Origin of the sequence: Nonomuraea sp. NPDC052116 (genome assembly GCF_040680035.1) — a bacterium.
GTDB classification, from domain to species: domain Bacteria; phylum Actinomycetota; class Actinomycetes; order Streptosporangiales; family Streptosporangiaceae; genus Nonomuraea; species Nonomuraea angiospora_A.
The window spans coordinates 13,148-36,517 of record NZ_JBFAWA010000063.1; the positions used below are offsets into that span (position 1 = coordinate 13,148).

A 23,370-nucleotide genomic window follows, 5' to 3' on the forward strand; every position below is an offset into this window, starting at 1 on the left:
CATCACCGAGGACCGTTCATCGCAGGCCGCAGCGTCAGTAGGGCCAGGTCTTTCGGGATGGGCATGGGTTGGGTGAGCCCGACGGTGGCGCGGCCGGTGTTGCCCTCCGGGTAGCGGCCGAGCGCGGAGCCGGGCGCGGCGACGATGATCCGGATCACTTGGCCGATCGCCTCACGCCGGTCACGTTGGCGTACGGCGAGGGCGAACATGGCGACATGGTTGGCGGTGTGCGGCCAGGGCCACGGCTGGGAGATGATGTGCGCCCGTTCCAGGTGCCGCCAGCGCGCCGCATCGTCGGTGGCGGTGCGGGCGGCGCGCATCTCGAAGCGGTAGGCGGCGCGTATGCGGGCGGGCATCGGGCGGCCGATCATAGGGAATCCTCTGAGATGGGCGAGCAGCAACCGTCGGTGCAGGCGCCGGCCGCGATCGGCAGGAGTGTCCTGCCGGCCGGGGCGAGCGGTGCGGCGACCGGTTGCGGTGTCGGCTGCGGGGCTGTACGCGCGGCGCGGGCGGCGGCGCGCAGTGCGGCGTGGTGGGGCAGGCGGGTGCGCCGTCCGGCGCGCAGGCCGTTGGCGATGACCAGGACCTCGGCCAGTTCGTGCGTGGCGACCACGGTGGCCAGGCCGAGCACGCCGGTGGCGGCCAGCGGCACGAGGGTGATGAGGATGCCGCCGGACATCAGCAGGTTCTGGATGAAGATGGCGCGGGCGGCCCGGGTGTGGGCGATGGCGTCGGGCAGGCGGCGCAGGTCCTCGCCCATGAGGGCGATGTCGGCGGCCTCGATGGCGACGTCGCTGCCCATGGCGCCCATGGCGATGCCGACCTCGGCGGTGGCCAGGGCGGGGGCGTCGTTGATTCCGTCGCCGACCATGGCCACCGGTCCGCGGGCCTGCAGTTCGGTGACGATGCGGGCCTTGTCGGCGGGCAGGAGTTCGGCGTGGACGTCGGTGATGCCGGCGTCGGCGGCGATCGCGGCGGCGGTGCGGGCGTTGTCGCCGGTGAGCATGACGACCTCGACGCCTTGCCGCTTGAGCTGGGCGACGGCTTCGGCGGCTTCGGGGCGGACTTCATCGCGTACGGCGACTGCGCCAAGCAGGATGTTGTCGTGTTCGACGAGGACGACGGTCGCGCCGGCGTCCTGCAGCCGGGTCACGTCGTCGGCGAGCGGGCCGGGCTCGATGAAACCAGGTTTGCCCAGCCGGGCGGGACGGCCGCCGACCGTGCCGCGCAGCCCACTGCCGGGTACGGCCGCCACCTCGTCGGCCGGTCGTGGGGCGGGGCGGGCGGCGAGGATCGCGGTGGCCAGCGGATGCTCGCTGCGGGCCTCCAGCGCGGCGGCCACATCCAGGACGTGGTCGCGTTCGGTGGCCGGAGCTGTGATGACGTCGATGACGGCGGGCTCGTTGCGGGTCAGGGTGCCGGTCTTGTCCAGGGCCACGATCTTGACCTTGCCCAGCGCCTCGACCGCGGCGCCGCCCTTGACGAGCACGCCTGCCTTGGAGGCGGAGCCGATGGCGGCGATCACGGCGACCGGTACGGACAGGGCGAACGCGCAGGGGGCGGCGGCGACCAGCACCACCAGGGCGCGCTCGATCCACACGTCGGGTTCGCCCAGCAGGCTGCCCAGGCCGGCCACCAGCGCGGCCAGCACGAGCACGCCGGGCACCAGTGGGCGGGCGAAGCGCTCGGCCAGGCGCTGGCTGGTGCCCTTGCGCTCCTGGGCCTCGTGCACGATGTGGACGAGGCGGGCCAGCGAGTTGTCGCGGGCGGTGGCGGTGACGATGATCTCCAGTGCTCCGGTGCCGTTGACCGTCCCGGCGAAGACCTCCGTACCGGGACCGACCTCGACGGGCACCGATTCGCCGGTGACGACCGAGGTGTCGAGGGCGCTGCGGCCGGAGGTGACCACGCCGTCGGTGGCGATCTTCTCGCCCGGCCGTACCAGCAGCACGTCGCCGACGCGCAGGTCGGTGGGCGAGACCTCGGATTCGGCGCCGTCGCGCAGCACGCGCGCGGTCGGGGGCACCAGGTCCAGCAGGGCGCGCAGGCCGTGCCGGGTGCGGGCCACCGCGTAGCCTTCCAGCCCTTCGGCGATGGAGAACAGGAACGCCAGCGTGGCGGCCTCGCCGTACTCGCCCAATGCGACGGCGCCGATGGCGGCGATGGTCATGAGCAGGCCGACGCCGAGCCGTCCCCGCATCAGAGCGCGCAGAGTGCCGGGGACGAAGGTGGCCGCGCCGACCACCAGCGCCGCCAGTCGCAGTGCCGTCGCCCACCTGTCCGACGCCGGCAGGGCGGCCAGCAACAGCACCCCGGAGGTGGCGGCCGCCTGCAGTTCGCGCACCTGCCAGATCGCCGAGGGAGTCGTTGCGGTCTCGATGTCCGGGGTGGTGGTGGCGCAGCATGCGTCAGACATGGCCTGCCTCTTCCCCTGGGAGCGGGTCGCTCTGCGCCGTGCAGGAGTAGTCGCCGGGCGTGCAGGGCTCGCCGGAGGGGGTGGTCTCGGCCTGGTCGACGAGCAGTACGAGGGAGGCCAGCTCGGCCAGGGCGTGCGCCAGCTTGGGGTCAGCCAACTCGTAGCGCACGCGGCGGCCCACCGGCACGGTGCGCACCAGCCCGCAGCCGCGCAGGCAGGCCAGGTGGTTGGACACGTTGCCGCGGGTCATGCCGAGCCGCTCGGCCAGGTCGGCGGGGTAGGCGGGCTCGTTCAGCAGCTCCAGCAGCAGCCGGCGCCGGTTCTCGTCGGCCAGTGCGGTGCCCACGCGGGCCAGCGCCTCGGCGTTGACGGCCACCGCGAAGGTAGGGGAGTCGGTCGTCTCCATGTTCTCGACGATACAGTCGATCCTGAATCAAGTACAGACTTGATTCAGGATCTGCTGTACTAAGGTGCCATTTGGCGTGCTGCCCGGAGTTGGAATGCCGGTGGTAGATGCACCGCAGCGGCCTGCCCTGGCAAATGTCCGGCCGGTGATGTCGTGTCAGGTCGGGTGCCGATCGTCTTCCTGATGAAGGCCAAGAACCGATCCAGGAAACGGAGCCGTCATGAACCCGACGCTGAACACGATCGACATCGTGGTGTCCGACATGGACGCGACGATCGCGTTCTATGCCCACCTCGGGCTGGAGTTCAAGCTCGACCCGCACAGCCCCGAACACGCCGGCTGCGACCTGCCCAACGGGCTGCACGTCATGCTCGACACCGAGCCGTTCCGCACGCCGTTCCTGCCCGGCTGGACCGCGCCGACCGGCGGCCCGCGCACGTTGTTGTGCTTCGAGTTCGACAGCCCGGCGGGGGTGGACGCCAAGTACGCCGAGCTGATCGAGGCCGGCTATCGCGGGATCGCCGAGCCGTTCGACGCGTTCTGGGGTATGCGGTACGCCACGGTCGCCGACCCGGACGGCAACGGCGTGGACTTGTACGCGACGCTCCCGGCAAGCTGACACGGAAGGGGAGGAACCGATCGTGAAGTACGTGCTGATGTTCGTCGAGACCGAGCAGTTCGCCAAGGAACTGGAGGAGATGGGCGAGCTGGAACGCGAGGCCGCCTATGAGGCGGTGGGCCGCTGGTTCGCCGAGAACGCCGACAAGATCACCCACCACACGCACCTGCATCCGGTGCACACCGCCACCACGATGCGGCTGGGCGTGGGCGAGCCGGTGGTCACCGACGGGCCGTTCGTCGAGGGCAAGGAGGTGGTCAGCGGATTCGCCGAAGTGGAGGTGGCAGACCTGGACGAGGCGCTGAAGCTGGCCCGTACCTGGCCCGCCTGCCCGATCGTGGAGATCCGCCCGGCGTCATGACTGAGCAGGCAAGCGCGGAGATGCTGGCCCGAACCGTGCGTGAGCACGCGGGCCGGCTGGCCGCGTCCCTGGTGTCGCTGCTCGGCGACTTCTCCGCCGCCGAGGACCTGGTGCAGGACGCGGTCGAGACGGCCTTGCGTCGCTGGCCGGTCGAAGGCGTGCCGGAGCGGCCCGACGCCTGGCTGTTCACCGTGGCCCGGCGGCGCGGCCTGGACGTGCTGCGGCGCGAGTCCAACTACCGCGCCAAGCTCGCCCAGCTCACCTGGCCGGAACCCGCTCCGCTCGACGACCGGCTGCGGCTGATCTTCACCTGCTGTCACCCGGCCCTGTCGCGCTCGGCCCAGATCGCGCTGACGTTGCGGGTGGTGTGCGGGCTGAGCACGGCGCAGATCGCCGCGGCGTTCGTGGTGCCCGAGACCACGGTGGCGCAGCGGATCACGCGGGCCAAGCGGAAGATCGGCGAGGCCGGGATCCCCTACCGCATCCCGGCGCAGGAAGAGCTGCCGCAGCGGCTGGGCGAGGTGCTGGCGGTCATCTACCTGCTGTTCAACGAGGGCTATCTGTCCAGCACAGGCGAACGAGCGCACGCGCGCGACCTCGTCGACGACGCCGATTGGCTGGCGGCGCTGCTGACGAATCTGATGCCGAAGGAGCCGGAGGCGGCCGGGCTGCTGGCGCTGATCCGGCTGCACCGGGCGCGCGGCGCGGCCCGCTTCGATGCAGAGGGCCGGCTGGTGCTGCTGGCCGATCAAGACCGTTCGCTGTGGGATCGGCAGGCCATCGAGGAGGCGACCGCGCTCCTGACTCGTACGGCGCGCGCCTACCACCGGCCGGGACCGTACCAGGTGCAGGCGGCGATCGTGGCCTGTCACGCCGAGGCCACGACCTTCGCCGACACCGATTGGCCGCAGATCATGATGCTGTACGACATGCTGCTGTATCTGGCGCCGTCGCCGGTCGCCCGCCTGCATCGGGCGATCGCGGTGCGCTATGCGCAAGGAGTGGAGGCGGCGCTGGCGGAGCTGAAGGAGGTCGGCGCGGCGCTGGAGCGCTACCCGTTGTTCCACGCCACCCTGGCCGAGCTGCTGCGCGAGCTGGGACGCCGCGACGAGGCGCGCCGGGCCGATGAGCGGGCGCTGGAGCTGACCGCCAACCCGGCCCAGCAGGCGCTGCTGGAGGAACGGATCAGCTGGGGCTGATCAAGCGGGCGATCCCGGCCGACCTCGCCCGCTGGTCAAGCATTCGCGGAGTGATGTGCCACGGCGCCCTGATCGACGACGACGGACGCCTCGTCGTCATCGACTGGACGGCCGCCGTACGGTCGCCTTCACCAGGTGACGGGCAGGGCGGTGAGGCCGCCGGTGAGCACGTTCGGGTTGAACGTCAGCTCCTCCACCGCGCAGCCGAGCTTCAGGGTGGGGAAGCGGGCGACGAGCTGGGAGAAGACGACCTGCAGTTCGATGCGGGCCAGTGGCGCGCCGATACAGTAGCGGGCGCCGTGGCCGAAGGTCAGGTGCGACGCCGGCGGCCGGTCGAGATCGAAGCGGTCGGGATCGGCGAAGACGGCGGCGTCGTGGTTGGCCGCGCCGGTGTCCAGCAGCACCAGGTCTCCGGCCCAGACGTGGACTCCGGCGATCGCCAGGTCGGTGCGGGCGTAGCGGGGGATGCCGTTGCCGCCCAGACCAGGCGCGCGCAGAATCTCTTCCACGGCAGCGTCGATCCGGGACGGGTCGTCCACGAGGGCCTGCCACTGGCCGGGGGCGGTCAGCAGCCACAGCGCACCGTTGCCGATCACGGTGACCGTGGTCTCGTGCCCGGCGAACAGCAGAGTCATGCCCATCGCGGCGGCATCGTCGTCGCTGACGCCGTCGGTGGCGGCCAGCCGGGAAATCACATCGGCGTCCGCTTCCCCTGCGGCGCGCTTGCGGGCCACCAGCTGCTGCCCGTAGCTGAACAGTTCGGCCAGCCCCTGCTCGGAGCGGGCCCGGTCGGTGATGTCGGCGGCAGCCTGCGTCCAGGCGCGAAACTGCGTCCGATCCTCGAACGGGACGCCGAGCAGCTCGCAGATGACCGCGATCGGCAGCGGCAGGGCAAGCGCGGCGTGCAGGTCGGCGGGCGGGCCGGCGGCGGCCATCTCGTCCAGCAGGTTCGCCGTGAGCGCCTCGACGCGGCCGCGCAGCGCGCGCATGCGCTTGGGCGAGAAATGCGGCTGCAGCAGCGCACGCATCCGCCGGTGGTCGGTCTGCTCGGTGTCGAAGTCGCCCAGCGGACCGCCGAACAGTGCTGACTCGCCGGTGCGGGAAGCGCGCTCGGGCTCGCGGTGAGCGCGACCGAGCCGGTCGTCATCCAGCAGAGCGCGTACCTGCTCATAGTCGGTCACCAGCCAGGCCGGGTCGCCGACGGCGGTGCGGATGGCGTGGATCGGGCCTTGGGCCTGCAGCCGGCGCAGCAGCGGCGCCGGCTGCATCGGGCCGGGCTGCTGGAACGGCAGCCGGACGGGTTCGGACACGGCTCCCCCAAGAGGTAGACGCGGATTTGTATACTCCAATGTCTAAAAAGCTACATGTATACTTCCGCTTCTACAAGTGGAGGCGGGATGAGCAACCCCGAAGCAGGCGGCACCGGCCCTGAGGCCGTCCCGGCTTCACCGGTGCGGCGGCTGCGGCGCGCCGAGCGGCGTGAGCAGATCCTGGACGCCGCCACCCGCGCCTTCGCCCGCGCCGGCTACGCCGCCACCGGCCTCGACGACATCGCCGCCGAGGCCGAGCTGACCCGGGCGATGCTGTATCGGCACTTCGACTCCAAGGCCGACCTGTACCGAGCCGTGCTCGACCGGGCGTGCGTGCGGCTGGCCGAGGCCACCGGCACCGACGACTTCGACGAGCGCGCTCTCCCCGCCCTCGTGCGCGCTGCTGCGGCCGACCCCGACGGTTTCAGGCTGCTGTTCCGCTACGCGGCCCGCGAGCCCGACTTCCGCGAGCTGATCGACTCCATGACCGCTGCTTCCCGGGAGGTCGCCCGCCGCAACCTGGCCAGGAGGATCCCCGCGGGCCCTTGGCTGGACTGGGCCGCGAACCTGATCCCCACCCTGACCCTCGAGGCCGTCATCGCCTGGCTGGATGCCGGCCAGCCCGACCCCGACCAGGCCGCTCAGCGCATCGATCAGGCCGTACACGGCGTCATGGCCGCCGCCCAACCTTGAGCCGTCCGGCAGCGGGTCACCGCGTACGGCCATCATCGGCAGTGATCGGTTCCGATCAGGTGTCGGGACACGTGACTGGAGTGGGCGGATCAGCACTGAGCTTGGGCGTCGGCGAGCTGGATGACAGGTCCTCTCGGCAAGGCGGTGGGGCGAGATGAACCGACCGACGCCGGCGGGATCGCGACCGGCTCGGTGCTCGCGCCGCCGCCTCACATATGCAGCCCTACAACCGTCTGGTGATGGCCGGTCTCCATTCGTGGTCGGGGGCGATCGAAGATTCGGATAACGGTGTTCTTAGATCGCGTGGCCACGCATGTGGGCGCTGACTCGGCCGTAGGTGGACAGTGGGAGCCTCAGCGTGGCATTGCCCGAGCCGCTCGGGCCGCGACGTTGGGCCCGAAGGTTACCGTTTCCTACGCATCCCCGGGTGTCGTCCGGCATCGCCGATCATGGGCCCGGAGGGACCCATCTGCTCTGGGTCGAAGTCCGAGCTGAGGAGGGGCCGCTCCTCAAGCGGTACCCACCTCGTCGCGGATCCGGGATCGTGCTCCCAACTTGGCGATGGTCAGCAGGTGCGCCATCTCATGACCGTGACCGCATGTGACCGTCTCGGGAGATGGGAACCAGTCGATCCATCTGCCGACCTTCGTGCCCGGAGCAACCGCCAGGTGGTACTGGTCAGGCAGGTTCGAGGTGGTCGGCGAGGCGGCGGAGGGTGATCGCGAACCGGCCGCGGAGGCGCAGAAGAACAGGTCGGCGCGGGCGCTGCGGGATCACGCGTAACCGTGCGGCCTCGGCTCGCTGCTCGGCCAGGTCCGCACGGACGAGCTCTTCATACATGTGATGCATGGAAGGCTCCTCAGGGTTCCTCGGGGAATGCGTGGTAGAAGAGGAAGATCGGGCGGGTGTCCGGCGGAGCCTCGCTCGATTCGACGCGCGAATTGGTCAGCTCGCGCCACGGCTGCAACACGGCATTGAGCTGGTCGCCGAGCTCCGCGAGCTCATCCTTGGTGAGCCGTAGGTGGCGGCTGCTTCCGAAGCCCGCGTTCTGCCAGTCCTCAGGAAGCGTCATGTGAGTGCGTTCGAAGTCGCGCAGCCGCTCGAACTGGTCGATCACCCACTGTGAAGTCCACGCCCGCACCACGGCTCTGTCTTGCGGGGCTTCGAAGTCTTTCACCACCGCCAACCCGCCCATGGCTGACCGCACCCAGCGTTCCCGGCTGTCGCGGGCGAGCTCCGGCACGTCCTCGATCAAGTCATGTTTCTGCAGCTGCCGCAGGTGATAGCTCACCTGGCCGGGGTCGGCATCCATCCGTCTGGCGAGCTCGCTCACCGTGACCGGGCCGATCCGGAAGAGGAGGCTGAAGAGCTTCCATCGAAACCGGCTGGTCAAGACCTTGAGCACGTCCGGGTCGTCAATCTGTCGCATGGCCACGACGGTAAGACCAGCAGGCGAAGATGCTCAAGACGTCTACTGGATCTTGAAATCACGCGTTGGTGGCGTCGAGCCTGGTGGTGTGAAGGGATGATCCTGCCTGCCGCTGCCTCGTGGGATATACGCAGGATGATCTTTCCCGGCAGCGGACAAACCCACAGGCAGCCGGCCCGCTACGCCCGAGGCGCCGCCTGTTGGCAGGCGAGGCTCTCTGTGACGCTCACCAGGCCCTTGTCGTGCAGATCGAGGACAAGCTGGTGCACGACCAGCTTGGGAGCGCCCCGACCGTGGCTGCGGCCTCGCGCAGTACGGCCCGCCGTTTGTCATCGTCACGCCGCCGGGCCCGGAACGCGCTGTGGGCGGTGCTCATCGCCAGGTCGAGTTGCTCCTCAGCGCAGTCCAGTACCTGCGCGAACCCCCTGGCCGTCGCCGGGTCGATCCCGCCGAACCCACTGCCCGCTGTTCGGTGCGGCTGTGATTCAGCGTTGCGCCGCGATGTCGATGATCAGGTCTTCCTGGCCGCCTACGAGGTTGCGGGCGCCGACCTCGAGGAGAATGGTGCGGACGTCGAGGTCGTGGTGGGCGGCGGCGGACTCGCCCCGGCTCGGCAGGCGCCCGGGAGCGTTGTAGAGCGAGGCGTCGAACGCGGTCATTCGAGCTCGCCTTCCGCGGGAGGCCGGGCAGTCGCGGAAAACGAGAACGGGCGATCTGGCAGGCTGGCAGGAGGAGGACGGCAGAAGCGGCAGGACGGAGACGAGCGCGTGGCCGGTTGGAGCGCGATGGCGGGGATGCACGACTTCGTCGTGCCCGACGAGGGGACGGCGCAGGCGTTCGCCGAGCAGCTCGCGGAGTACGGGTTCCCCTGCGTTTTCGCCCGTCCGCACCCGGACAGTGGCTGGCTGGTGATGGCGCTCGACGAGGGGCCCTACCCGCTCGACACCGTGGGTCACCGGCAGATCGAGGCGGTGAGCCGGGAAGCCGCGGCGATCGCGCGGATGCATGGTGGCCGGCCCAGTGGCGGCAGCCGGTTCGACGTCGGCAGGATTGCCGAGTATCGCAGCTGGACCGCCCCGATCGAGGTGAGAGGGACAAAGGCGCGTCCGCCGGTCCCGGAGGTCACCGTCGTCCCGGCGCCGCCTCTGGAACCACTGGCGCTCACACCGGACTTCGCCGCCCCGGGGATCGTGGAGCTGGCCGGTCTCGACGACGTGCCGTGGCGTGATCTGGAGCATGCGCACGGTTCCGCCGACGACGTCCCCGACCTGCTGCGCGAGCTGGCGGACGGGACGGGGGAGTGGGACGAGGTCCTCGACGAGTTGTTCGGCGACGACCTGCTGCACCAGGGCGACTGCTATGAGGCCACCGCCCCCGCGCTGCCGTTCCTCACCCAGTTGATCGTCGCCGACGTGGTGCCCGCGCGTCAGCGCCGGGACCTCTATCTGTGGCTGATGGCCGCCGGTGGCCGCCGCAACGACAACCTGGTCGCGTTCGCCGACCTCGCGCTGGACGAGGAGGAGCCACTCCAGCCGGGTGCGTGGACCGAGGAGGTGTTCCGGACCGTCGGTGACCAGGTTCCGGTGCTGCTGGACCGGTGGGACGCCGAGCCGCCGGGAATCCGTTTCGTGCTCGCGGTCCTTGCCGCGCAGCATCCCGGGCACGGTGTGCGGGCCGCCGACCGGATCGCTGCGTTGGCCGCCGAGCTCGACGGGACGCGGCAGGGTGCGTACCTGCGGCTCGCCGTGGAGCTCGTGCACGGCCGCGACGCGCAGGCACTGGCTCTCGCCTCCGAGATCATCGACTGGGCGGATCACCTGGAACCGAAGTGGCTGGAGGCCCCGGGCGTGCCCGACGGCATCAAGGCGGCGCACGTGCTGGCCGAGGGCGCGCTCCGCACGATCGAATAGCGGCATCGCTCCTGGTCACCAGCTTGTACGGCTCGGCTATGTGATGGGCGGTGGCCCGTTGTGGGTGCTGTGCCGCCGGGTGGTGTTGTCGGCATCGGAGGAAGGTTCGGGGTCATGAGTGATGATGTCGAGTGTTGAGGCGTGACTGACGATCCACATGGCTTGACAGTGGTCGGACTCTCTCCCGGAGGCCGTTATTTCGCGAGCACCGGCGTACTGCTCCCACGCGGTCTCTCAAGGCACATTAGTGTTGCCGCGTCGCCACCATGACGCCATCTGTCACTGAGCGGAGCCATCCGGATACTTAGGGATCGGTCGCGATCCACGCCGTTCGATCCGGGAGGTACACCTGTGACCCGCTCTCTGCACGAGTCCAACGTCGCTGCCCTGTTCGCTCTGCTTGACAGCACTGGCGACGGGCAGATCGCTGCCGATGACTTCAAGCACATCGCGGACAAGGTATGTGCCGCGGTGGCCCCCGACCCGGGCTCGCGTCAGCATCAGGCCATTCAGCAGTTGTGCGCGGACTGGTGGGAACACATCCGCGAGGACGCCGACCTCGATGGCGATGCCGCGGTGAGCGAGGCGGAGTTCGCCCAGGCGGTGGACCACCTGGTCGCGAGCCATCCGCACTTCCAGCAGATGACCAGCGCGCTGTCGTGCGCCGCCTTCGACGCCGCCGACACCGACGAAGACGGGTTCATCTCAGCGCCGGAACTCGATCACTTCTTCAGCGGGATGGGTATCCCCCATGAGGTGGCCGAGGGTGCTTTCGCCCAACTGGACACCGACGGCGACGGCAGGATCTCCCGCCAGGAGTACGCCGAAGGCGTTTGGGTGCTGCTCACCAGTGAAGACCCCGTTGCCCCTGGATCGGCGATCCTGGGGCAGACGGGTGCGGGCTGAGCTCTCGTGATCAGGCCCGTCACCAGCGGAAACGCGGTGACGGGCCTCTCGCTTTGTGCCCGGCCGCCCACGGCACCCCCACAGGGGTACGTGGGGGTGACCCGTTGGCCGCATACACGAGGTTGGGCATGCTCGCCACTTAACCCAATTCGTGGAATTTTCCGGCATGTACCTGACTATGATCACAACAATTTCGGCTCCACGAGAATGAGGTGTGCATGAAGCGAGCGAGGGTGCGCAGCGCCGGTGTGGTGGCGTTGGCCCTGGTCAGCCTGGTGGGGGTCGGCTCCACTGCGCAGGCCGAGGTGGACCCGGCGGTGAGCTCCTGTGAGCTGGCCTTCTGCCTGTACGAGCACGACAAGTTCAAGGGCGCAGAAGAGGAGTTCATGTTCGACGGCTGGGGCCTGTGCTACACGTGCTCAAAGTGAACAACAAGGCGAGCTCCATGCGGAACGACAGCGCCGCCAGGGTGCAGTTCTACAACTCCGCCAACTGCTCCGGCGCGTACGGCTACGCGGCAAAGCCCTCCTCCTCGGACGGCGACCTGACGAACAACGGGTTCGACAACAAGACCAGCTCCATCAGGTACGTCAGGCCGTAAGGTCCTGAACCGCTCGCAGGACACCGAGTTCGGTACCCCCGCCCCGCGGCCGATCGGAGGAATCAGCGTGTCTGTTCGGCTGCGGGGAGCGGTCGGGGTGCTCCTGACCGCGGCGACAGCCGCCTGTTCGACGGCGGCGGCGACGGAGCCGCGGGTTCCGGTGCCGACGCCGGGGGTGGAGGCGCGCGAGCTCTCGATCCCCTTCGACCGGTACAACTTCTCGCCGTCAGACGTCGGCATCCTTGAGGGCGCCGAAGAGCTCCTCATCCGCGACTGCATGCGGCGGCGGGGCATGGCGTGGGAGGTGCTGCCGCAGAGCGCGGCGGAGGACGTGGAGCCGGCCAACCGCCGCCGCTACGGTGTCGTCGAACCGGAGATCGCTCGCCTCTTCGGCTATCACAACCCGCCGGACCGTCCAACCGTGGCCCAGCGAGCCGCCGCACGTGCCGAACGCATGCGAAGCCTGTCGGCGAAGGAACGGCAGGCCGCGTACGACGAGAAGGACGGCTGCCTGCGACAGGCGCGGAACCACCTGGAGCAGGGCACCCCGCAGGTCGACGAGGCCCTGTTCAACAGGCTCATCTCGGAGACCTTCGAGCGCTCTCAGGGGGATCCGGAGGTCGTCCAGGTCTTCCGGGCCTGGAGCACGTGCATGCGGGAGCAGGGCCTGCAGTACGCCGACCCGCTCGCCGCCATCACCGACCGGCGGTGGATGAAGGGCGGCCCCGCCTCCCAGGAGGAGATCCGCGCGGCGCAGGCGGACGTGGGGTGCAAGGCGCGGACCGACCTCGTCTCCATCTGGTCCGCCGTGGAGAAACGCATCCAGGACGATGCCGTCGCGGCTCACCCCGCCGAGTTCCATGCGCTTCAGGAGACCAAGGATCGGCAGCTCGCGGCCGCCCGCGCCGTCCTCGCCCGAGGCTGACCGGCACCTCGTGCATGTCCTTGGGCAGCGCAGGTCGGCGAGGCGGCTGGGACGGTCGCCGTCACAGTCCCCGCGGCTCGGAATGCCTCACGCTGATCACGCATGGCCGACCTGAGCAGTGGCCAGGCTGCTGACGAGTGGTAGCCACCGTCCCCCGCCCGACAAACCTTGCGGCGACCTAGCAGAACTTTGTAGGTATGCCCGAGAATGTCCGCTATGGGGTCCGCATTGATCTTGGCCAGTCTGCCCTTCGCCATCGGCATCGTCATGCTCGGCCTGGGCCTCAGCCTGACGCTGGACGACTTCCGGCGGGTGGGTCAGTATCCGAAGGCGGCCGTGGTCGCGCTGCTGTGCCAGATCGTGCTGCTGCCGGCGATCTGCTTCGGCGTGGTGCTCGCCTTCCGGCTTCCGCCGGAGCTGGCGGTCGGGTTGCTGCTGGTCGCGGCGTCGCCCGGTGGCCCCGCGGCCAACCTGTTCAGCCACCTGTTCGGCGGGAACGTCGCGCTGAACGTCACGCTCACCGCGATCAACTCGGTGCTGGCCGTGGTCGTCCTGCCGGTCGTGGTGAACCTCTCGGCCGGGTACTTCCTACCCGATGGGGCCGCCCTCGGGCTGCAGTTCGACAAGATACTGCAGGTCTTCGTGATGGTGCTCGTACCGGTCGCGATCGGGATGCTCGTACGCGCATGGGCGCCGGAGGCGGCGCGGCGGCTCAACCTCCCCGTCCGGGCGCTGTCGGTCGTGGTCCTCGTCGGGGTCATCTACGCCGTTCTGTACGCGGAGCGGGAGAACCTCGTCGGCTATTTCGTCTCGGTCGGGCTCGCCGCGTTGGTCTTCAACATCGTGAGCCTGCTGATCGGCTACGGCGTGCCGCGCCTGGCCGGCGTCGACCACCGCGCGGCCACCGCGGCCGGGTTCGAGATCGGCATCCACAACACCGGGCTCGCCATCACGATCGCGCTGAGCCCGACGCTGTTGAACAGTACCGAGATCGCCATCCCGGGCGCGGTGTACGGCATTGTCATGTTCTTCACGGCGACCGGATTCGGCTGGTTGATCAGGAGCCGAGCTCGACGGCATCCACAGAGCCTGAGTGCGATCAAAGCTCGGTGAGGAACTTCTCGGCGCGGCGGGCGAAGAGGTGAGACCCGCGTTCGTCGGACCGGTCGCGGGCCGTTTCGGCGGCGGCTCGTACGACTTCGGCCGGTTCGCCGCGGGCGTGGAGCAGGCGCGCCCGCAGTAGCAGGACCAGTCCTTCGGCGTAGCGTTGGCCGTAGGCCTCGAGGGCCTGGTCCGCTCGGTCGAGGGCGACGCCCGCCTCGTCCGGCATCCCGGCGGCCAGCCACATCTCGGCGATCAGCGCGTGGTGGTACGCGACGCCCCACCGCGGCGGATCGACCAGCGTCCCGGCCAGGAGCTGGTCGGCCTCGGCCGCGATACCGGCCGGGTCATCGCCGGTGAGGGCACGGGCCCAGTACCAGTTCAGCCGTACGTAGTGCTCCTGCTGGACGGCGGCGCGGCCAGTGCCCACGGCCATCCACCGCTCGATCGTGCGTATCACCCAGCCCGCGTCACCGGCCATCGAAGCAATGATCGTGGTGTAGTAGGCCCAGGTCGCGACCGCATACGAGTCGTCGGGGCCGTTCCATTTGTCGATCATGGTCTCCGCCGTCCCGGCGTCACCGTGCAGTGCCGTTATGACGGCCTGCCAGCCGGGCCACTCACCCGACACGTCACGCCGGATCGGGGTCTCGCTGTGCGCGGAGACAACCCCGTCGAGAAGGGCGGGGTTGTTCTCGCTGAAGCACCGGTATGCCGCGCCGATGTTGCCGATGTCCCACTGGTGCAGGCCCCAGGCCTGCCGGCCGTACACCCGGACGACCGGATCGGAGGACACCTCCCCTTGCTCGTACAGCCGGCGGACCAGACGAACGCGGTCCCACTCCAGGAAGGTGTAAGCCCCGAACAGGCGCGCGAAGAGGAGGCCGGCGGCCTCCACCTCCCGGCCGAGTTGGCGGGCCAGGTGCTCCGCACGCTCCAGCAGATCGAACGTCGTGCCCCCGAACCCGGCTTGCCGGCGCGGGGCGATGGCGAGTAGCGAGAGGGCGGAGAGTTCGAGTTCCGGGAGCCCGGCGTTCCGTGCGATCTGGGCGGCCGATTGCAGGTGCCGGTCGGCGGCGGCGAACGCGAGCTTGGTCGTCGCGCGACGACCCGCGCGCTTCAGCGCCTCCACGGTACGAACCGGGTCGGCGAGGGGACCGGCGGCGGACAGGTGGAAGGCGAGACGTTCGGTGATGGACTCGTCGTCCGCCTGGCTCTCTTCGAGCGCGTCCGCGATACGCAGGTGCAGCCGGATGGTCCGCAGTTGCTCCGTTGTCTCCATGATCGATTCGCGAACCAGGTCGTGCGCGAAGCGCCACGAGAACGGGTCCTCCGGCCCCGTTTCGAGCAGGCCCAGTGCGCGCAGCGGTTCAAGGTGTTCGAGGCAGTCTGCGAAGTCGACACCGGCGGCGCGGGCGAGCAGGCCGAGGTCGACGTCGCGGCCGATCAGCGCGGCGACCCGCAGCAGGTCGCGAGCGCTGTCGTCGAGGCCCGCCATCCGGTCGCGGACGACGTCTCGCACGGTGGACGGCACCCCGGCCCGGGCCGACGCGTCGCCGTCGCTGAGCGCGCCGCGGTCGCTGAGGAGCCGCGACAGTTCGCGGACGAAGAAAGGATTGCCGGCGGTGCGAACGTGGATGTTGCGGGCGATGTCCGTACCGGGTTCGTGGCCGGTCTCGCGGCGGATGAGTTCGGCCACGTCGGTCAGGCTGAGCGGGCCGAGTTGGATCCTGCGGTGGTTGGGCAGCCGGCTGGCGGCGGCCAGTACCCGCGAAAGGTCGGGACCGGGTGTGGGCGCGCGGTCGCGAAGGGCGCCGACGATCGCGGTGCCGGTGGGTAGCCGGCCCGCCAGGTGGTTGAACAGCTGGAGCGAGGTGGCATCGATCCATTGAAGATCGTCCATGACGAGCAGCATCGGCCGTTCTGCCGAGGCCTGGCCGATAAAGGTGACGACCTGCTCGAACAGGCGGAACTGGGCGCGGCCGCCGGAAACCGGTGGCGCGGCGTCATCGTCCCGAGATTCGAGGAGGCGGCCGAGTTCGCTGGCCAGCCACTTCTCGCGCGCCAACGCGGGCAGGCTGTCGAGGACAACGGTGAGCGCCTGCTCCCATGGCCACATCGATGGTGTTCCGTCGCCTTCCAAACAGGATGCCCAGACGACGAGCGCGCCACGCCGGTCCGCGGCGGCGGTGGCCTCTTCCAGCAGTCGTGTCTTGCCCGCGCCCGGTTCGCCTTCGACGATGGCGAGTCCGGTGCGGCCGGTGAGCGCCGCTTCGATGGTCTGCCGCAGCACGCCGAGTTCCTCGTCCCGGCCGACCAGGCTCCCCGGTGCGCGGTCACTCTCACTTTCCGTGCTCGGCACCGTCGGCGACGTCGGGGTTTGGGTCAGCACTCGCAGGTGCGCGGCCTGCAGCGCCGGGCCGGGGTCGATGCCGAGCTCCTCGGCGAGGCGGCCACGGACCGCGTGGAACGCCGACAACGCCTCCGCCTGCCGTCCGGCGGCGCCGAGGGCGGTGATCAGGCCGGCATGTACGGGTTCGTGGAACGGTGCCATCGACGCGGCCAGCTGCAACGGCGGGATCACCCGCTCCGGCCGGCGTAACGACACGGCCAGTTCGGCCGCCGCCGCGCAGGCGGCGTAGAACTCGTCGTCGAGGGTGGCCAGGATCGAGATCGCGGTCGGTCCATAGGACAACCCGTCCCCCGCGGGGCCACGCCAGAGGCCGAGCGCTTCGATGTGGTGGTCGAGCGCCACTTCGGGAGCCTGCTGGGCGAGGGCGGTCTGGGCGGCTTCGAGGAGTTCCCGGAACGTGACGAGGTCCAGCGTGCCGGGGCCGGCGCTGAACGCGTACGTGTTGCCGCGGCGGTGCAGGTACGTACCGGCCGCCCGGGCGGGGACCGCGGGTTCGAGCACCCGCCGCAGTGCCCCGATGTACTTCTGGATGAGGTTGAGCGCGCTGGCAGGAGCGTCATCGGCCCAGATCAGGTCGATCAATTCCCTCGTACTGACCGGATGGCCCACGCGCGCCAGGAGCAGGGCCAACAGCTGCGCCTGCTGCCGGGGGCCGGCGTCCAGCTCGGCGCCATCGCGCCACAGCCGCAACGGACCGAGGACCTGCAGGCGCAGCGAACCGGCACCGGTCGGCGGATCTTCGCCGTCGGGCCGAACGGGATGGGCGGGCCCAGTCACGTCGACTCCCGGATGGACATGACAGATTGGTCCGCTTGCGACCCGTTTCGGACCGCAGCGTGCACCGAGTATATGGGCCCAGGATTGGTCGTAGAAGGGATCCACCTGCCAGGCAGGATCGTCACGGATGTCCCGCTCGGCGGTCAGGTGCTCGTTCAGCTTGGCGCGCGTGCCGGACATCACGGCCGCGGTCACCTGGAAACCGCAACCTCCGTCCTGCTCAGTTGCGGCGACGCTGAGGACCTGACCGCGGGGCTGGCGCCTTCCGCCACCACCTTCGTCCGACTCACCGGCGTCAGCCAGTGCCGGGTCGGATTCGAGCTTCCTGGCTCCGGTCCCCATAATTCGACCGCCGGCCTGTGCCCACTGACCGGCCGCCCCGGGTGGCGGACCAGTCGAGAATGACGTCGGCCATCCCCACTTCGCTGACTGCTCGGCTCAGTGCGCGGTATTCGATTGGGGCGGTGAATAGACGCTCCAGGCGTGAAAGGCCAGCCCGATGCCCCAGAAGACTATCGACCACACAGGCCAGAAGTGGCTTCCCGAGTCGTAGAGAGACCACACCACGACCTGGACCACATTGGACAGCACATAAAAGAGCAGGTGAATCCGCAGACCCCACTTCCGGGCGGTCTCGCTCTTCTTTGTTCTCATGCCTGCAGGCTAGGTCGGCGTACTTACCAAAGACTGAATTACCGGGCTCAGCGATCGTCAACTACCGGGATCTACTCTGACCCGCAATTGAGATGCAAGCTGCCCACGTTGAAAGGACCACATTATGACGACGACCCGCCGAGCGGTGCTGGCCGGATCCGCCGCGGTCGCGGCCGGTACCCTGCTGGGAACGTCCGAGGCGCAGGCGCAGCCCCGGCTGGAAGGCAGGCCCAAACCCACCGTGGTGCTCGTGCACGGCGCGTTCGCCGATTCCTCCGGCTGGAACGACGTCAGCGCCAGGCTCATCCGCGAGAACTATCCGGTGATCGCCCCGGCGAACCCACTGCGCAGCGTGGCCGCCGACTCCGCCTACCTGGCCTCCATCCTCGCCACACTCAGCGGCCCGATCGTCCTCGCCGCGCACTCCTATGGCGGGATCGTCATCACGAACGCCGCGACCGGCAACCCGAACGTGAAAGCACTGGTCTACGTGGCCGCGTTCGCCCCCGACCAGGGTGAGTCGCTGCTGGGCCTACAGACGAAGTATCCGGGAAGCAAGCTCAATGAGGCGGCGCTGGACTTCCGTCCCTACGGTGAGAACCTCGTCGACGGATACATCAAGAAGGAGTTCTTCCACGACGTCTTCGCCGGGGACGTGCCGAGGGCGACCACCGACCTGATGCAGGCCGGCCAGCGGCCCGCTGACGCGCGCACGCTCGGGGAGCCGTCCGGCGCTCCGGCGTGGAAGACCATTCCCTCCTATTACCTCGTCGCTCGGAACGATCAGGTGCTCCCCGCCGCGGCACAGCGGTTCATGGCGCGGCGGGCCGGGGCACAGGTCCGCGAGGTCGGAGCCTCGCACGTCGCGATGATCTCGCAGCCCGCCGTGACTGCCGACCTCATCAAACGCGCCGCGCGCTGACGCCGGATCAGGGCCGTACCGATATCGCCTGACGGCCCCGCGGGCGGCGCCTGCGGGGCCGCCCCTGATCTCCGTTGATCGTCTGGAGGAGGAGACGATGCATCAGCGTGCGTACGAAGGCCAATGGCGGCTTCCTCGGCGAGCTCCCCGGCAAGGCACCTGACGCGCATTCCCACCGACGATGACCTGCGGGTCCGGCTCGGCAAGGCCAGGTCGTGCCGCTGAACTCCCGCCTCTGTGTCGAGGGCCTCGCCCACCTCGACGGCGCTCCCGCCAACCGGGGCCGGTCCATCGCCGCACTGATGGTCATGCCCACCGAGGCGGGCTGTTCCGGCGCGCCATCGGGCGGAGCCTGCCGGGCACGTTCCGCCGCCACGATCGCTTCATTCGCGGGCATTTGTAGCACCCATGAATTTCGCCACCGTCGGTGTTACCAGGCGCACACCCTCTGCGATCACCGACGATGGCCCGAGCGGCTAGGACCCGTAGAGGTCCGTCTCGCTCAGGACCGGGCTGCTGTCGTCGGAGCGTCCCAGGCGGGCCGCGGAACCGAACATGGGCCCACGAGCGCGCTGGATCCCAGCGAACCGTCCAAAACCGATCGGCTTGGGCACGTCGTCGTAGACGGCCTCCATGCCACCCTTGACCGAGTACGTCTCATGCCAGAAACCGGTGCCGCCCGAGTCCCGCAGGAAGTCCAACCACCACTCCCGATGCGGCTCGGACCGGGCAAAGGCGAGCAGCGACGGCAGATCCCGCCAGTACTGACGCATCCCCATGTTCATCGGGAAGAACGAGTAGTAAACGGGCTCGTGCAGCAGGAGCCCGTCCGGCTTGCCCGCGACCGACTCACTGATCTTCCGGCCGAAGCTGAAGAAGGTCCGGATCCCGTACAGATGATTCACCCGCATGCCGAGGTACAGGACGAGCAGGTCTGGATAGGCGGACAGATCGACGGTCTGCCGGTTCACGCGAGTTGGCATCCAACGCTCCTTGTGGCTCGGGTTACGCATGGGCTGGTGTGGGAGGCAGGTCATGTGCCGGCTGGCCCCTCCAACGCGAGCTCGATCCTCAGCAGCCTCAACGTACGAAAGCGAACTTGACTAGCACTGAACGAAACCCGAGAGGAGTGAACGGCGACTTCCCTGTCGGCTGGTGTCTGCGCGTCGACTGCGCGTCACAGTGGGAACCAGCGTGGATGGCTCAGTGCCTCCGGTCTGTGCCGGTAGCCACGGTCGGCCCTCCTCCGGAGATAACCTGCGCCTGCAGATTCTCGGTCCGTTGCGGGTATGGCCGGGGCCGCTGAGAGCGGCGAAGATGCCGCCCTCGGCGCTGAGAACGGCCGGGCGACCCCCTTGCTCCACGAGGATCGATGAAGCGGTCTCCAGAGTCACGTCGTCGGCCATCAGCCGTGGCTTGTGCCCACGAAACATTTGATTGTGAATTTGTCGAGCCACGCGCCCTGAACGTTCGTCATCAGCTCGACCCGCTAGGTTGTGCCGGCTTCGGCGGGCTAGCCTCGTTTTCCGCATGTTAGCGATCTTCAAACGACGTTTCCGCCCCGGCGAGACCAACCCTCTTAGCCTCTGTTGCGATTTTCGTGGAGCCATGAACAGGGATGTCGTGGCGCAGCGTGTCCGCCAACTGATCACACGGAGCGGACGGAGCCAGGGCGAGTTCGCGACGTCGGCCGGGCTCGACCCGTCCAAGATGTCCAAATCGCTCTCCGGAACCCGGAGGTTCACCTCTCTCGACCTGGCACGGCTCGCTGAACTCGGCGGCGTGACGGTTGACTGGCTGCTCGGTGCCGATGAAACCCCTGTGCTGGCGGCACGACTCTCGTCCCCGCTGGACAGTTCTGCGGGGAGTGTCACTCTGGAGGCCGACCGGCTCACTCATCTACGCGCTGACCTTGCCTTCCTCGGCTATGAGCAACACTCTGCTCTCCCTCGAACCCAACCGATCAGCGACAGGTGGATCGGGCAAGGGCGGCAACTCGCCGCATGGGCCCTTGACCTGGCACGCAATGCCGGAGCCGATCCCAGCCACACACGCGATCTGGCCGAGCTGATTGAGAATGCCTTCGCGATCGACGTGGCGATCAGCGACCTACCTAACGGATTCGACGGCCTGGCCTGCAGCAAGGAGCATGCTCGGCTGATCGTTGTCGGGACCTCGACGGTCCCCAGCCGCCAGCGGTTCACACTCGCCCATGAACTGGGGCATGTGCTTGCCGGTGACGATCAGGGCCTGCTTGCAGAAGCCGACATTTACGACAAACGCCACAGTCGGCAGTCCTCCGAGATTCGGGCCAACGCCTTCGCCACCGCCTTTCTCCTACCCGAAGACATGCTGAAGTCGGAGACGAGCGGAATGGTCTGGACGAACGAGGCCTTCGCCAAGCTGTCCTTCCGGTGGTGGGTATCACCCAGCGCATTGGCCTGGCGGCTGCACAACCTGAACCTGATCCCCAAGGACCTCTGCGACCGGTATCGAGGCATGACCACTGAGTCGGCGGCTCTGCTGGCCAGTGAGCTGGGTTCGTTCACCGAGTGGATCGCCGCCGCCTCCCACCGCCGGATCCCGCAGTTGCTGTTGCGCGACACCTTCCATGCCTACCTCGACGGCGCCTCGACCCTGCGTCCCTTCGCCAACCTGATCGGCATGGACAGCGAGACCATCCGTCAAGCGCTCGAACAAGCCGGAGAGGAACCCCCGCTGGCGTCATGACCTGGTACTGGTTCCCCGACAACACTGTGCTCTGCAACTTCGCCGCGGTTTCACGCCTACGACTCTTGGAGGAGATTCTGCGTGGCCGAGGCCGCTGAGTTGAGGCCATCGAAGCCGAGGCCGGCAAGTCGAAGGCCATCTATCCGGAACTGGACACGGTCAGCCAGGACGGCTGGCTGGGCGAACCCATCGAGATCACCGATCTGAACGAGAGCCACCAGATCGAGCAGATACGCCGTGCGGTATTCGGCGGTTCACCCCAGAGGCCCACCCAACACTTGGGCGAATCACAGACGTGTCACGTCATTCTCAACTGGTCGCAGTTCCGCGGATCCTTCTGGATCACTGACGATTCCGCCCTGCCGATCTGCAGTGGGGCGCGAAAACGGAAGCCGCCGTGGAGACGGAAGCGTCTCCACGGCGGCGTACGGTCACTTGTCAGTCCGAGATAACCTGCGCCTTCAGCCCGTGAAACCGCAGGGTCTCGTCCAACCGGCGAACGTGGCAGTCTCTGGCCCACGGCTCCAGCCGGGCCCGCACCCTTCTGAGCTGATCGGTCAGGCGGGCCGAACTGTGCTTCGCGGCGAGGCCGGCGGCCTCTGTCAGCCTGCCCGTCGCCTCGGGGATCTCCTTGGCAAGGATCACGCGGCCTCGGCGTATTTGACGAGTGTGAGCGCACGGTCCCGCTTGAAACGCGGATCGAGCCCTGCCAGCGACCGCTGAGCCACCGCCACAGCAGGCCCAGCCTGTCGCAACCAGACCAGCGACCGGGCCGCCAAACTCTCGATCATGGAAGGCGACACCCAGTAGAGGAACGCGGGCTCGGTGTCCCCCGGCTTGCTGGCTATCGCGATGGCGCTGTCCCGCGCCTGGCCGCTCGCCAAGGCATTGCCTCCAAGGACATGGGCCTGCGAGGTCACCGATTCGGCGTGCGCGCGCAACAACTTGCTCGGGGATCGTGCCGCCCAACCCCTCGCGGCGAAGGCATGGTCCAGAGCCGTGGTCGCCTGCTGCCGGTAGGCGGCCATGGTGCTCATCCGGGAATGCAGGAAGCCGATCGACGTTGGGTCGCCGAGCTCAAGCGCGGCTCGCAGCCCACCGTTGTAGGCCTGCTCGGCTGCTGGGTAATCGAGCAGGTCATAGAGCTGGGACATTTGCGCGTATGAGCCGAGGAGTCGGCCTCGCAGCATGGGGGGCATCGACTCGCGAGCCAGTATCTGGGCGAGCGCCGTGCGATGCCCGTTCACCACGGAAAGCAGCGTGGCCGGCCCGAACTTGTCGTCGGCCTGGCGGGCGTGCAAGGTGAGTTTCTCGAAGGTGCGCGCCGTCGCCTCGTCCACCCGCCACGTGCCGCGGAGCACCCCGGCCAGGCGTGTTTCCTCGTCGGGAGTGAAGATGCGCGGAAGTCCAGTGCCTTGCTGCCGCCCAGGACCAGGGCCAGTTGGAAAAGCAGTTCCCGTCGTTTCACGTCGGTCTCCTCGACGTCGATGGCGCGCAGCAGTCGCACGCATGCCGAAGCGTCCAAGAGCGACGTGTCGGTGGGAGTGGCCGCTGCGCTCGGTTTCATGGTGACACGAGCTTCGCGAGGACGATTACCGTCCAGGTCGCGGAAATCCGCGCCGTCTATCTGGTCCCGATCGACGCCGCCGTAGGAGCCCAGGACGTCACCGGCGACCAGGTGGGCGGCGGCGGTCTGGTAGATCTTGGCCAGCATCGTGAGGAGCCGCGCGGACGGGCGGCGGCCCCGCTTGCGGCCATGTCTCGAAGGAGTACAGCCGGGCGTCTCGCATGCAGGCCGTGCCCGCCGGGTCGGCGTCGTTCACCATGGCCACCACCTCGGCGGCGGTCCGGCCGTGGGCCAGCCGGTAGCGGCGCAGCGGGCTGACGTTCTGCGTTAGTGCGAGGACGTCGGCGATCTGATCCCACGTGAAGCCCTTCTCACGTAGGCGCTTGCTTCACGAACGGGACAGAAGCAGAACTCGATAGCCCTCACGGGAC

The 23,370-nt window shown here is 68.8% G+C and carries 25 protein-coding genes; 12 read left to right on the plus strand and 13 right to left on the minus strand.

The genetic code is table 11. From position 1 onward, the window contains the following. Positions 1-2: 2 nt before the first annotated feature. The 3 genes from AB0L65_RS59755 to AB0L65_RS59765 are packed head-to-tail and all read right to left on the minus strand — an operon-like array spanning position 3 to position 2,822. Positions 3-371 (minus strand): DUF3703 domain-containing protein, encoded by a 369-nt coding sequence (locus tag AB0L65_RS59755; RefSeq protein ID WP_364266006.1) that lies wholly within the window; start codon positions 369-371, stop codon positions 3-5. After that, positions 368-2,416 carry a cation-translocating P-type ATPase gene (locus AB0L65_RS59760; protein ID WP_364266008.1) on the minus strand — a complete coding sequence of 683 codons (2,049 nt, stop codon included), beginning with the start codon at positions 2,414-2,416 and terminating at the stop codon, positions 368-370. Before AB0L65_RS59760 ends, AB0L65_RS59755 begins: the two co-directional genes overlap by 4 nt. Then, on the minus strand, positions 2,409-2,822 hold the full coding sequence (locus tag AB0L65_RS59765; RefSeq protein ID WP_364266010.1) for a helix-turn-helix domain-containing protein: 414 nt from the start codon (positions 2,820-2,822) through the stop codon (positions 2,409-2,411). The genes AB0L65_RS59760 and AB0L65_RS59765 overlap by 8 nt, the downstream gene beginning before the upstream one ends. Positions 2,823-3,042: 220 nt before the next feature. Here AB0L65_RS59765 and AB0L65_RS59770 point away from each other — a divergent pair, with 220 nt between their 5' ends. Genes AB0L65_RS59770 through AB0L65_RS59780 form a run of 3 tightly spaced genes read left to right on the plus strand, consistent with a single transcriptional unit; the run spans position 3,043 to position 5,001 of the window. Then, positions 3,043-3,441: a VOC family protein gene (locus AB0L65_RS59770; RefSeq protein ID WP_364266012.1), complete on the plus strand. Its 399-nt coding sequence runs from the start codon at positions 3,043-3,045 to the stop codon at positions 3,439-3,441. Positions 3,442-3,463: 22 nt separating this feature from the next. Continuing rightward, entirely contained in the window at positions 3,464-3,802 is a 339-nt protein-coding gene (locus tag AB0L65_RS59775; RefSeq protein ID WP_364266014.1) for a YciI family protein, read from the plus strand. Beyond that, positions 3,799-5,001 carry a sigma-70 family RNA polymerase sigma factor gene (locus AB0L65_RS59780; RefSeq protein WP_364266016.1) on the plus strand — a complete coding sequence of 401 codons (1,203 nt, stop codon included), beginning with the start codon at positions 3,799-3,801 and terminating at the stop codon, positions 4,999-5,001. Before AB0L65_RS59775 ends, AB0L65_RS59780 begins: the two co-directional genes overlap by 4 nt. A gap of 128 nt (positions 5,002-5,129) precedes the next feature. Here the strand turns inward: AB0L65_RS59780 and AB0L65_RS59785 are convergent, their stop codons facing one another. Then, positions 5,130-6,311: a cytochrome P450 gene (locus AB0L65_RS59785; RefSeq protein ID WP_364266018.1), complete on the minus strand. Its 1,182-nt coding sequence runs from the start codon at positions 6,309-6,311 to the stop codon at positions 5,130-5,132. Between the two features lie 87 nt (positions 6,312-6,398). Between AB0L65_RS59785 and AB0L65_RS59790 the strand changes: the two genes are divergently transcribed. Further along, the gene (locus AB0L65_RS59790) at positions 6,399-7,004 is read left to right on the plus strand and encodes a helix-turn-helix domain-containing protein (protein ID WP_364266020.1); all 606 of its coding nucleotides are present in this window, start codon (positions 6,399-6,401) and stop codon (positions 7,002-7,004) included. A gap of 678 nt (positions 7,005-7,682) precedes the next feature. On the opposite strand, the gene AB0L65_RS59795 is transcribed toward AB0L65_RS59790, so the two are convergent. From AB0L65_RS59795 to AB0L65_RS59805, 3 genes are all read right to left on the minus strand, one after another. Continuing rightward, the gene (locus AB0L65_RS59795) at positions 7,683-7,853 is read right to left on the minus strand and encodes a hypothetical protein (RefSeq protein ID WP_364266022.1); all 171 of its coding nucleotides are present in this window, start codon (positions 7,851-7,853) and stop codon (positions 7,683-7,685) included. Between the two features lie 10 nt (positions 7,854-7,863). Then, entirely contained in the window at positions 7,864-8,433 is a 570-nt protein-coding gene (locus AB0L65_RS59800) for a helix-turn-helix domain-containing protein (protein ID WP_364266024.1), read from the minus strand. A 485-nt stretch (positions 8,434-8,918) separates the two neighbouring features. After that, positions 8,919-9,092, minus strand: coding sequence for a hypothetical protein (locus tag AB0L65_RS59805; protein ID WP_364266026.1), 174 nt, complete (start codon positions 9,090-9,092; stop codon positions 8,919-8,921). A 108-nt stretch (positions 9,093-9,200) separates the two neighbouring features. On the opposite strand from AB0L65_RS59805, the gene AB0L65_RS59810 reads away from it, so the two are divergent. From AB0L65_RS59810 to AB0L65_RS59835, 6 genes are all read left to right on the plus strand, one after another. Further along, positions 9,201-10,343, plus strand: a complete 1,143-nt coding sequence (locus AB0L65_RS59810; protein WP_364266028.1) for a hypothetical protein — start codon at positions 9,201-9,203, stop codon at positions 10,341-10,343. Between the two features lie 351 nt (positions 10,344-10,694). Next, positions 10,695-11,249 carry an EF-hand domain-containing protein gene (locus tag AB0L65_RS59815; protein WP_364266030.1) on the plus strand — a complete coding sequence of 185 codons (555 nt, stop codon included), beginning with the start codon at positions 10,695-10,697 and terminating at the stop codon, positions 11,247-11,249. 218 nt (positions 11,250-11,467) lie between these two features. Continuing rightward, a complete protein-coding gene (locus AB0L65_RS59820) occupies positions 11,468-11,677 on the plus strand; it encodes a hypothetical protein (RefSeq protein WP_364266032.1) in 210 nt (69 codons plus the stop codon). Positions 11,678-11,694: 17 nt separating this feature from the next. After that, positions 11,695-11,850: a hypothetical protein gene (locus AB0L65_RS59825; protein ID WP_364266034.1), complete on the plus strand. Its 156-nt coding sequence runs from the start codon at positions 11,695-11,697 to the stop codon at positions 11,848-11,850. A 67-nt stretch (positions 11,851-11,917) separates the two neighbouring features. Then, positions 11,918-12,775, plus strand: coding sequence for a hypothetical protein (locus AB0L65_RS59830; protein WP_364266036.1), 858 nt, complete (start codon positions 11,918-11,920; stop codon positions 12,773-12,775). A 216-nt stretch (positions 12,776-12,991) separates the two neighbouring features. Next, a complete protein-coding gene (locus AB0L65_RS59835) occupies positions 12,992-13,888 on the plus strand; it encodes a bile acid:sodium symporter family protein (protein WP_364266038.1) in 897 nt (298 codons plus the stop codon). Here the strand turns inward: AB0L65_RS59835 and AB0L65_RS59840 are convergent. Together AB0L65_RS59840 and AB0L65_RS59845 are read right to left on the minus strand one after the other, a co-directional pair. Next, entirely contained in the window at positions 13,875-17,261 is a 3,387-nt protein-coding gene (locus AB0L65_RS59840) for a BTAD domain-containing putative transcriptional regulator (RefSeq protein WP_364266040.1), read from the minus strand. The genes AB0L65_RS59835 and AB0L65_RS59840 overlap by 14 nt on opposite strands. Before the next feature lie 243 nt (positions 17,262-17,504). Then, positions 17,505-17,720 (minus strand): 2TM domain-containing protein, encoded by a 216-nt coding sequence (locus AB0L65_RS59845; protein ID WP_364266042.1) that lies wholly within the window; start codon positions 17,718-17,720, stop codon positions 17,505-17,507. A 124-nt stretch (positions 17,721-17,844) separates the two neighbouring features. Between AB0L65_RS59845 and AB0L65_RS59850 the strand changes: the two genes are divergently transcribed. Further along, positions 17,845-18,642, plus strand: coding sequence for an alpha/beta hydrolase (locus tag AB0L65_RS59850; protein ID WP_364266044.1), 798 nt, complete (start codon positions 17,845-17,847; stop codon positions 18,640-18,642). A gap of 476 nt (positions 18,643-19,118) precedes the next feature. On the opposite strand, the gene AB0L65_RS59855 is transcribed toward AB0L65_RS59850, so the two are convergent. Both AB0L65_RS59855 and AB0L65_RS59860 read right to left on the minus strand, forming a co-directional pair. Beyond that, positions 19,119-19,625, minus strand: coding sequence for a DUF4188 domain-containing protein (locus AB0L65_RS59855; protein WP_364266046.1), 507 nt, complete (start codon positions 19,623-19,625; stop codon positions 19,119-19,121). Between the two features lie 120 nt (positions 19,626-19,745). Beyond that, positions 19,746-20,252, minus strand: coding sequence for a DUF3987 domain-containing protein (locus tag AB0L65_RS59860; protein ID WP_364266048.1), 507 nt, complete (start codon positions 20,250-20,252; stop codon positions 19,746-19,748). On the opposite strand from AB0L65_RS59860, the gene AB0L65_RS59865 reads away from it, so the two are divergent. Then, positions 20,251-21,372, plus strand: coding sequence for an XRE family transcriptional regulator (locus AB0L65_RS59865; protein WP_364266050.1), 1,122 nt, complete (start codon positions 20,251-20,253; stop codon positions 21,370-21,372). The two genes, AB0L65_RS59860 and AB0L65_RS59865, sit on opposite strands and share 2 nt — an antisense overlap. A 438-nt stretch (positions 21,373-21,810) precedes the next feature. Here the strand turns inward: AB0L65_RS59865 and AB0L65_RS59870 are convergent, their stop codons facing one another. Both AB0L65_RS59870 and AB0L65_RS59875 read right to left on the minus strand, forming a co-directional pair. Further along, complete coding sequence (locus AB0L65_RS59870; RefSeq protein WP_364266052.1) at positions 21,811-22,017, minus strand: hypothetical protein; 207 nt, start codon at positions 22,015-22,017, stop codon at positions 21,811-21,813. Beyond that, positions 22,014-22,712, minus strand: a complete 699-nt coding sequence (locus AB0L65_RS59875; protein ID WP_364266054.1) for a hypothetical protein — start codon at positions 22,710-22,712, stop codon at positions 22,014-22,016. The genes AB0L65_RS59870 and AB0L65_RS59875 overlap by 4 nt, the downstream gene beginning before the upstream one ends. Between the last annotated feature and the right edge of the window lie 658 nt (positions 22,713-23,370).